Annotated in this window: 9 protein-coding genes; 3 read left to right on the forward strand and 6 right to left on the reverse strand. The window is 42.9% G+C overall.

All coding sequences use genetic code 11. The features are described 5' to 3' along the window. Window positions 1–1079: hypothetical protein (locus GVY04_18325; protein NBD18011.1), on the reverse strand; the 1079-nt coding region annotated here is incomplete at its 3' end. Between the two features lie 427 nt (window positions 1080–1506). On the opposite strand from GVY04_18325, the gene GVY04_18330 reads away from it, so the two are divergent. Together GVY04_18330 and GVY04_18335 are read left to right on the forward strand one after the other, a co-directional pair. After that, window positions 1507–2472: a hypothetical protein gene (locus tag GVY04_18330; protein ID NBD18012.1), complete on the forward strand. Its 966-nt coding sequence runs from the start codon at window positions 1507–1509 to the stop codon at window positions 2470–2472. Between the two features lie 150 nt (window positions 2473–2622). After that, window positions 2623–3060, forward strand: coding sequence for a hypothetical protein (locus GVY04_18335; protein NBD18013.1), 438 nt, complete (start codon window positions 2623–2625; stop codon window positions 3058–3060). A 103-nt stretch (window positions 3061–3163) separates the two neighbouring features. On the opposite strand, the gene GVY04_18340 is transcribed toward GVY04_18335, so the two are convergent. From GVY04_18340 to GVY04_18360, 5 genes are all read right to left on the reverse strand, one after another. Continuing rightward, a complete protein-coding gene (locus GVY04_18340) occupies window positions 3164–3898 on the reverse strand; it encodes a DUF429 domain-containing protein (GenBank protein ID NBD18014.1) in 735 nt (244 codons plus the stop codon). A gap of 149 nt (window positions 3899–4047) precedes the next feature. Next, a complete protein-coding gene (locus tag GVY04_18345) occupies window positions 4048–4155 on the reverse strand; it encodes a photosystem II reaction center protein M (GenBank protein ID NBD18015.1) in 108 nt (35 codons plus the stop codon). A gap of 75 nt (window positions 4156–4230) precedes the next feature. After that, window positions 4231–4539 carry a 2Fe-2S iron-sulfur cluster binding domain-containing protein gene (locus tag GVY04_18350; protein ID NBD18016.1) on the reverse strand — a complete coding sequence of 103 codons (309 nt, stop codon included), beginning with the start codon at window positions 4537–4539 and terminating at the stop codon, window positions 4231–4233. A gap of 81 nt (window positions 4540–4620) precedes the next feature. After that, a complete protein-coding gene (locus tag GVY04_18355; protein ID NBD18017.1) occupies window positions 4621–6426 on the reverse strand; it encodes a TolC family protein in 1806 nt (601 codons plus the stop codon). A gap of 105 nt (window positions 6427–6531) precedes the next feature. Next, entirely contained in the window at window positions 6532–7905 is a 1374-nt protein-coding gene (locus tag GVY04_18360) for a TIGR03279 family radical SAM protein (GenBank protein NBD18018.1), read from the reverse strand. Window positions 7906–8285: 380 nt separating this feature from the next. Between GVY04_18360 and GVY04_18365 the strand changes: the two genes are divergently transcribed. Then, window positions 8286–8780 (forward strand): hypothetical protein, encoded by a 495-nt coding sequence (locus GVY04_18365; GenBank protein ID NBD18019.1) that lies wholly within the window; start codon window positions 8286–8288, stop codon window positions 8778–8780. Window positions 8781–8889 lie beyond the last annotated feature (109 nt).

The following is an 8889-nucleotide window of genomic DNA, read 5'->3' on the forward strand; positions in this document are numbered from 1 at the left end:
TCTTGCAGGGGCGTGTTGCTGTTGACAATCGCTGAGTATTCTTCAACTTGCGGAGCTTCAATCAGGACTTGTCCGTCTTGATGGGTCAAAGTGTCGGTATAGCCTTGGGTTTCTAAGTGGCGCAGGAAGAGGCTACCGTAGTTATATTGAATTGCTGGGTTGGAGGTGGCTTCGGAGAGGGTTTGTAAGCTTGAATCAATGAGGGTTAAGCTGCCGGAGGAGGCACCCATCGCAATGGCGGTGACGTCGTTGACGCTGTTGAGGTTGCTGATGGTGACGGTTTGAGACCCTTTCTGATACCCAAGACGATTTTGGTCTTCGAGGCGGATGTTGCGTAGGGTAAATCCCCACAGTCCCGATTCATCTCGAATCCCGGTGTCAAACCCAATAATTTCTAGGTCTTTGACTAAAAAGGGTCCATTATTGTCGGCTGCCAGATCGAGGCCGACAACACCGGCTCGTTGCCCTTGGGCGGCTTCGGCAATGAGCTTAATGTTGCCTAAGGTGCCCCCGTTATTGGAAAAGTAGCGCAAGCCAATGGCGCCTTCATTGCCTTGACCGACGTTAAAGCTCATGTTGCGCAGGGGGCTATGGAAGCCGAAGCCAGGTGAGGTGGCCATGGCAAAAATGGCTTTTGGGTTTTCGGGATCTTGGAAGTCAGGATGATGGTCGGCTAGTTTCCAGATCACGCCGTCGCGGCTTTCTCCGATGTAGGCGGTGCGACTGTTGTCTTGGACAAAGATGGCGGCGGAGGCGTTGTCGGCCACTGGGGCACTGATGTCGTATTGGCCGTTGGGAAAGTAAATGGTGCGGCGCAAGTCGCCGTCATTTTCATCGATGGCTTTCTGGATGGCGGCGGTGTCGTCTTCACCATCGTTGGGAAGGGCGCCGTAGGTCGTGACATCAATTACCCCGGCATCCTCCGGGAAAGTCATTGTTTCCCCACTTAGTTCAGATTTTGTTGAGGAAATCACTGGGTCGTTATTCAGGCTAGTAACCCAATCAACAGCAATCGTCAAAATTGCAAATAATGGCAATAAAGCCAATACTTTCCATTTATTTAAACTAAAACGAACCATTGTTCTATACTCTACCTTGAAATTAAACCTAGTCAAATCAAACGGCTATGTACCCAACTATTCAGTAGTAGCCTTTCGCTTTGATCATAACCTAATTAAAGCTTTATTAAAAATTGATTGATATTAAAACAGTTAAGAATTATTATAAAAGTTTCTATTGCCTAATTTATTGATTTATTGAAAAATCAACTTGCTTTATTTGTTCATTCAATTAGTAATTTTAATCACACCTAAAAACAATTTATTTAAGTATATAGTGTTGTTTATTACTCACTTCTTTTCTAATCCCCTAATTAAGGAAGCAATGTGTATAAAGTAAAACTTTAGAAAGCAAGCACAATCTAACATAACTCTCCTCACAGATATGACACAGACAATATATTTTCTTGACAAGTATTATAAGATTAAACTGATAAAAAAAACAAATATGAATCCTAAACAAGAGAAAACTTTATTTTTTCGAGGCTTTTATGTAGAGGTAGTATCCAGGCTAACCTACTACTTTACAAAAACACTTAAAAATCCTAATTGGTTTTTAATGTCTGTTCTTGGTAGATTTCCATTATTCCGATTTATAGCAGTTGCTTTAGCCAAAAGTCCTAATTTTGATCAATATCAGTCAAAAGCTCAATTTTCATCGGAGTTTAATAGCCTTAATCCTAAACAAGCAGCTGAGATTTTGAAGAAAGAAGGTTTATATCAAGGAATTTATCTACCCGATATTCTGCTCAAAGAAATCTTAGATTTTGCACATTCAACCCCCTGCTATGGCAATCTCGATCCGAAGTTGGGCTTCTTATATTCTGAAAAAGAAAAGTACGACAACAAGTCTGATCCTTTTCTCACTGCTCAATATTTCAATACAAAAGAACTTTGTCCGGCAATTCAAACTCTGGCAAACGATCCAAAACTGCTAGAGATTGCTGCCCGCTACCTTGGTGCTGAACCAGTTTGTACAGGCAGTCGGCTTTGGTGGAATTTTGTTGTTGATGAAGCAATACCGTACGATCCGAATAAGACGATTACTTTCTTCCACTACGATCTGGATGATTATGCGTGCCTGAGATTCTTTTTTTATTTAACAGATGTTGGTAAAGAAGGAGGGACTCATGTTGTTGTACCAGGTAGTCATCTTAAAAAGAATCTTTCCCATATTCTCATACCAGTGAAGCGACGAACCGATCAGCAAATTTTTACTTATTACGGTTCGGAAAATGTAATTAGGCTTTCTGGTAAAGCTGGATTTGGCTTTGCGGAAGATACATTTTGCTATCATAAAGCTACCCGCCCTCGTGATAAAGATAGGCTAATGTTACAGATTCAATTTGCTGTTTCTGATTATGGAGTACACAACGATATAATCGATCCATTTTTTCTAGAAAAATTAGAGTAAATAATCTACTAAAAGATCCCTGTAATTTCCATGGCTATTTATTTAATTTTCTCAATGAATGTATTAAAAATTTGCTCTATTTTTCCCAATTAATTATCCTAGAGGTTATTTATTGATTGGATTTTTTTACTATAAGTCAATATTCTTGTTATGGAGAAGATTACTCATAAACTCGCTCAACTTTTTAATCCTCAATGTCAAAGTACCTCTTTTTTAGACACTAACCAAGATGTATTTTCTGCTTTTCCCCTTACCATTGTTGTTCAACCTTGGTTAGGACGACACCAAGTCTATGGCGTTTTTATCTTACCGAATGAACATCAGCTCAATTATCCCATTCTATTAACTGTCAAACAGGCTGGTCAGTATCGGAAAGAAGCCTATATGGTTAAGGTCAATGTTGATCGGGACTATCCGGTTCCGTCTGACCACTATGTCTTGAGAGTGCATCTTAGGACTCGCGTCGCTGTTTTCATGCTTGTGCGAGGGTTATCCTCTGAACTACGAAACGCCTTAAACTGGAAGATTTCCTATACTCTGAAAAACTGTTCCCAAAGAACCTATCAAGATTTGCCTAGTGGAAAATAGAGCGAATTAAAGGGTAGTGATGGGCATAGATAGCTTCTCCGATGAGCTAAAACTAACTTTGTACCAACTTACCGAAGTTTGAAGGTCAAAATAAATTGGGTAACTAACTGGAAGGGACAATGATATAGCCTGTATCGCGATCGCCGAGAACTTGATTGCGTTCTTCTCCCCAATACCACCAATATGCACCAATGTAAGCACAAATTAAGCTGTCGAGTTGGTCCTCAATTGCTTTGAGGGCAACCCCGGTTAAGGGAGCCAAAGGCGCAGCGATCGCGCTTGAGAAACCATCTAAGCTCAGTGACGGAGTCAGTTGCGGTAAAACTTCCTGGATATATTGCTGTAGCTTGGTCAGTTCGGCTTTTCGTTCTGCCAGCTTTCCTTTTTTATATTTCAAAATCCGTTTTAACTGAAATAGTTGTACCATGGCAGCATGAGGATACACCTCAATTTGATAGCGTCCTGGTTGTTGTGGGTTGATCTCAGGAGCATGGAGAAAGCCGCGTTCTTCTAAACTTAAACCAAAAGCAACGGTTCGTTGTGCAAAAGGGCGTTTGCGATTTGCCGGATAGCACCCTGCATGATACCGACCAAAATATTTATGGGTAAGTTTATCGGGAACTCTCATTCCTGTGGCGTTAGGAATTAAAGTCGGTGCATCAACAGCAATTAAAGCCGGTTCGGTGATAGCAAGTAGCGCATCGCACCAAGATAAAATTTCTGTAATCGAAAGCTTAATATCTATAGCAAGTATGCGCAAGTTGTTCCCCTGCCACTCTAAGCAAGAGAGTCCACTAGAGTGTGAGTACCATCCCAAATCGATGCCGATAAATTTCAATTTTTTGCAGGAAAATGTCCATTGTACCGCTAATCTTAACTACAAATTATGCCATGTTTAAGCAGACTCAATACCGTCTCATAAGAAAAATCAGGGAGAGGAGACTTTTCTCCATACTAACCCTGATTAATTGATGCTTTTTAAGCAATTTAAGTATCTTCACTACTCCGAGTTTGGATATAGAGAATGAGTAGAAATACTGTAGGCACCAGGACAAATAAAATACTGGCAACAAATCCGAGTTGATTAACTTCCATTACAGTTAGCTTTTTATCACATAATCTCAAAGGACATTTTTAGGATATCACCATTTGGGGAGGTGACAACAAGGGCTAACGGGCTTGAGGTTTAGTGATGATACTAACATCACCCCCATTGACAATTGTTTGACAAGATAGGCGATAAGTATCGGGTTTCTTCTTCAACTTTTGCTGTTCTGCCGCTGTCCGTTCAGATAAATTTTCCATTCCTTCTGCAACTTCTACAATGCAAGTTCCACATTGACCATATCCTCCGCAATTTAGCATTTTCCCTTTGAATGTATAAATATCAATTTTGTTTTCCAGCGCTTTTTCGCGAAGGTTAATGCCATCAGCGGCTATAACTTGTTTGTCTTCGTGTATGAATTTAATATTAGCCATCTATAAATTGAGTTACGGACTTCTTTAGTTCCCATTGTATTAAGAAAATGTAATAAATTCAGGGAGGGGAACTTAAATCTGCTAAGGCGTATCAAAAAGTCGACCATCAGGAAAGTTGCTCACGGATCGTTGTAAAGCCGCTAAAGAGCGATTGTAATTAATGATTGCTGTTAAAAGATTACCTCTGGCTTGCGTGAGGGCGCTTTGGGCGTTAATGACGTCGGTTTGTGTTCCGACACCAGCTTGGAAGCGTAAACGGGCTAAACGGAGACTTTCTTCTGCTTGTTCCACGGCAATTTCAGCGGTATCAATGTTTTGTTCATTGGCTTGCAAGTTATAGAAGGCTTGCTCGACTTCACGACGAATTTGATTACGAAATTGATCAAATTGATTTTCCGCGATCGCTGCATTTTCTTCCGCTTGTCGAGCGCGGGCGCGAGCTTGTCCCCCATCATAAAGGGTCCATTGCAATTGGGCACCAATGGCTAAGCCATCACCAGCTCCGGTTACACCACCACCACTATCGTCAATAATGTCGCGCACATTATATCGGGTAAACAAGCTGACTTGCGGCCTAATTCCTGCTAGTGCGATTACTTGGTTCTCTTGAGCAATTTCTCTTTGTTCTAGCTGTTGTTCCAGCTCAGCGCGGTTTTGGTAAGCAAGAATAATGCTTTCCTCCATAGACAAATCCCAAGTTCCGGCTACTTCTGGCGGTGTTGCTGCAGTCACTTCAATTTGCTGGCCTAAACCAAGGGTTTCTACTAGCTGGCGTCTGCTAATTCGTCGTTGAGAAATAGCCCGCGTCAAGTTTTGTTCCTCATTGGCTAAATCGACTTCTGCTTGGAGAACATCAAAGCGAGTTCCTAAACCGGCTTGTTCTAACAATTGAGCATCTCGTAAGCTTTGTTCGGCATCAGCGACAGCCGCTCTAGCAATTTCAACTTGGGAGTCAGCCTCCTGAACTGAATAGTAAGCATCGGTCACATCAAAGCGTAATTGTTCTGCCGCTTGCTCAACGGCTAATTCTTGGGTACGCACTTGGGATTCAGCAAGCCGAATTTGAGCTGAGCGTTGTCCACCCGTATAAATATCATAGTTTAATTGCAAGGTGGTATTAAGATCAGTTGTTACCCCATCGCTTGTAGTAGTAAAGTTATTTTCTGCCACACTAGCTCCAATTTCACTAGTCGCTGAAGTACTGCGCTGGAAGTCGGCTTGTAAACTTAAAGTTGGAAATTCTGCACCGAGTGCTTCTTGCAATTGGGCTTGGGCTTGATTGAGGTTAAGACGAGCTTCTCTTAAACTTTGATTATTCTGTCGCGCCAAGTCAACTGCTTGTTCGAGAGTAATGGGAACAACTTCATCTACCCTAACTTCATCAGCATTAGTGGGTAAGCGCAGAGGATTTGAGTTGGGATTGAGTTGTTCGGTCTCTTCTACGGGTTCTAGAGACTCATCGTACTCTTCAATCGGCTGATTCTCATCAATGGGCTGATTTTCCTCAATTTGAGGCAGTTGTTTTTGTTGCTGAAGTAAGTCGCTTGCGAGTTGGAAAGATCTTCCATTTCTTAAATCGACTCCTTGTGGAGTAGCAGGCGCTGTTTGCTGAGTTATTTTTAAAGAGTCTCCTTGTACGATCCTTAGCAAATGACTACTAGCAAACTCTTCTCTATCAGTTACGAGTAACTGACTGACTTGCAGTTGTAAAGCAGCAGACTTTTGATCTAATAATTCTTCTGAAACTGTGCTGCTATCCAAAGAAGATTCAGTAACTGCATCGGAATCAACTTGAGAAGCCAAATCTTGAGCCGTGGCAGTTCCTCCGATCCCAAGGCCCATCAATGCCCCCACACTCACACCAAATAAATAACGAAAGGCTAGCATATTGATTTCGTTCCGTTTTCACTCCTAAAAGCTGATTTTTAGTTGATCAACTCATGATCTAAAAAAAACACACCTTGCACATCCCTCTATCTTGACATTTAGTCTTCAAGAAACCAAGTCTGCATGGGTCAATTCCTCTGATATTTTATTCGGGAGTGGATCAGATAAGCAAGTTTCAATTAAGTGAGCAATCCCAGTCACTGGAAAAATAGAAATTCCCAGTTTTTGACTGACCGTTTCTAAGGTTAAATCATCTAAAAATCTAGTGTCGTGGTCTTTTAACATCAAGGAAGGCAGAAGAATGCCGTCGCCCAAATCTTTTCCCTGAAGGGTTGTTAATAGATCTTCTCCAGTTAGTAACCCAGTAACTGTGATGTCTTGTCCCCAATAGTCACTGCGACAAGGGGCAAGTTCGACGGTCAGTCCAGATACTGTATTTAACTGTTCCACTAGCGGTTGAAAAGCAATTTCCACAGCATTGCCGACAACCCAAGTTAATCGGCGCGGGGAATTAATCTGACTGGGAAGCATTGTTTGAGCAAGCGTTTGAAATTCTTGGATGAATTGACGAATCGAGCCAACGCCATTGCCCAATTGGGGATAGTCTTCATAGTGAGAAGCGGGAGGCAATTCTTGGCGACCAATTAAGAACCATTCATCGGCTAACCAGGCAAAATTTGTACCCAGTGCTTGGTGAAATTCCTTTTGCAAAGGTTGTACTTGTTGAATGATGCTTTGCGCTTTTTCCGTGCTGACGGGAATGAGTTCGTCTTCTTGGGGGCGAAAGCGCGTTAAGCCCACGGGAACGACCGCTGCGGAGAGAACTGTGGGAATATCTCCTTGATGAAATTGAGCGAGATCGCGCAGGGTTCTTTCTAAGTGAATGCCATCATTGATTTCTGGACAGACGACAACTTGGGCATGAATTTGCAGGTAATGGTCTTGAAACCACTGCAGTTGCTCTAGAATTTGTCCTGCGCGAGGATTTTTGAGGAGTCTCGATCTGAGGTCTGGTTCGGTGGCGTGAACGGAAACATATAGAGGAGACAGTCGCATTTGAGCGATACGATCCCATTCTCGCTGGGTGAGGTTGGTTAAAGTCAGATAGCTGCCATAGAGGAAGCTCAACCGATAGTCATCGTCTTTGAGGTAAAGGCTTTCTCGTTTCCCCGGGGGTTGTTGGTCAATAAAGCAAAATGGACAACGGTTATTACACTGGATGAGACCGTCGAAGAGAGCGGTTTCAAATTCTAACCCTAAGTTGTCATCGTAGTCTTTTTCCAACTCAATATGGTGAGTTTGGCCATGTTTGTCCAGAACTTCGAGGGTGAGTTCTTCTTCTGCACAAAGATATTGGTAGTCGATTAAATCGCGAGGACGTTCTCCGTTGATGGCAACGATCGCGTCCCCAATTTCAAACCCTAATTCTTCCCCAATGGAGCCTTGTAAAATGCGAGAAATGCGAGCTGGTTGTAGCATTAGCAATTTAATTTTGGGAATAGTTCGTTCTTTTTTAAGGTAGCAAAGTGAGGAAGTCATACTCTTTTTCCTGTTTCACCGAAGAACAAGTAACTTCTTGGTCAGCCATTTTCCTGACTGAAGATCAGACAGACTTACACGCGTGATCGCCAATCTTACCCCTAGAGCAAAATCCATGACTTTTGAGAGAGACCGCTTGTATTCAACGTTACTTATTCCGCGGTGGCTTCTAGATTACTCTGAAAGAAGGCTGGTTCAGTAACTTAACGAACGAGACTCACTCACTAATCTTTCAATGAATGGGTTGGGGTCAATCGCCGTTAATGGGATATCAACTTCCCTAAAATGAAGCCATTGCCCAGACGTAACAACCAATTTTTATGACCGATCCTGTAAAAACTGAGGAAACCGCCCAATCCAATATTTTTGCGAATTTAAGTGACCCATTTCAACCTCAAAACTTGTTACCCAGCTTAAGTGCTGGCTTAGTTACCGGCATCATTGCCGTCATTCGAGGCATTTCCTACGCGGCACTCATTTTTGCCGGCAGTCTCTCCGGATATCTCTCCACTGGCATCGGTATGGCGATTTTTAGCAATGCTGCCATAGGAATTGTGGTTGCTTTACTGGCTCCCTTTCCCGGAATCATTGCCACGCCCCTTGCTGCCCCCACTGCGGTTTTGGCGGCTCTCGCCAGCGCGATCGCGACGCGAATGAATGGTTCTTTTCCACCGCAAGACATTCTCCTCACAGTGATCGCGGCAATTGTGATGAGTACCGTTCTTTCCGGATTATTACTGCTGCTGCTGGGACGATTCAATGACCCCCACCTACTTCGTGAGGTGGGGGATTGGGGAGAGATCACCTCCCCGTAGCTGCGAATAGAGCCATGAGCGGTTAGCGAGTAAACACTTCCAGATGTTTCTCTAGTTTGGATTAGATGTAAGAGGGCGGAATCTCGCCCAACTGGGTTAGTCCAGGACA

This window comes from Cyanobacteria bacterium GSL.Bin1 (assembly GCA_009909085.1).
Taxonomy (GTDB): domain Bacteria; phylum Cyanobacteriota; class Cyanobacteriia; order Cyanobacteriales; family Rubidibacteraceae; genus Halothece.